This window comes from Streptobacillus felis, from assembly GCF_001559775.1.
Classification (GTDB): domain Bacteria; phylum Fusobacteriota; class Fusobacteriia; order Fusobacteriales; family Leptotrichiaceae; genus Streptobacillus; species Streptobacillus felis.
On record NZ_LOHX01000291.1, the window covers coordinates 1 to 975 of the forward strand.

The following is a 975-nucleotide window of genomic DNA, read 5'->3' on the forward strand; positions in this document are numbered from 1 at the left end:
ATTAAAAATAGATACACTAGTATCTAACTTAAAATATGCTAAAAGCAATAATATAGATGTTAGTATAGAACCATCTATAGAAGAAGATAAGTCAAATATAGTAATAACTAATAAGAAAACTAATCCATTTAAACTATCACTAGGTTTTGATAATTATGGAGAAAATAATGAAGTTGGTAAATATAGATACAATATAAGTGCAGGAGTTGAAGGATTAATATTAAATGAAAAACTAGATATATCATATACTTTTGTAAGACCTATACTACCAAATAGAAAAGTAATGAAGAATGTAGATGAATTACTTCCTGGAGAAGAATTAGAAGAAGTATCTGATAAAAGAAGGTCTAGAAGAAATGAGAATTTAGATATTAATCTATCATTTCCAATAAAGAATAATAAGATCTATCTAAAATATAGTAATACAAGATATTTAAGAAGTATAATTACAGATAATGAAAATATATATGATATATCAGGATTAAGTAATAGATATGAAATAAAGTTTGATAGAAAGATAAATAAAACTATTGATTTAATAAGTTCGTATTCATATATAGATAGAAAATCATATATAGAAGATGTATTAAGTAGAAGAGATAGTATACATAATTTTTCTATAGGTTTAGATAGTAGAATTAAAGAAGACCATAAAGTATTATTAAAGTTGGATAACAAGATAGAAAATGGGAGATATTTACCATCCTTTAATTTAGATTATGGATATAAGGATATTTTAAGTATTAGAAATATTATAGAGAATAGAGAAATAGATACTAGTTTAGATATTAACTTAAAGTATAAAAATTTTTATTCAAGTATAGGATTTGATACAGACTATAGGTCATTTAATCCTAGGGTAAAGCTTGGAGTAAATTTTGATTTATCAAGATTAAATATAGACTCGTCTATAGAATACAATAAAAGATTTAGAGCACTTTTTGCTTTGAAGTTTGATGTGGTAAAATAGGAGGT

Annotated in this window: 1 protein-coding gene; it reads left to right on the forward strand. The window is 23.3% G+C overall.

The features are described from left to right. A partial coding sequence (locus tag AYC60_RS09110; protein ID WP_197416985.1) for a ShlB/FhaC/HecB family hemolysin secretion/activation protein occupies positions 1–970 on the forward strand: 970 nt, incomplete at its 5' end. Positions 971–975: the final 5 nt, after the last annotated feature.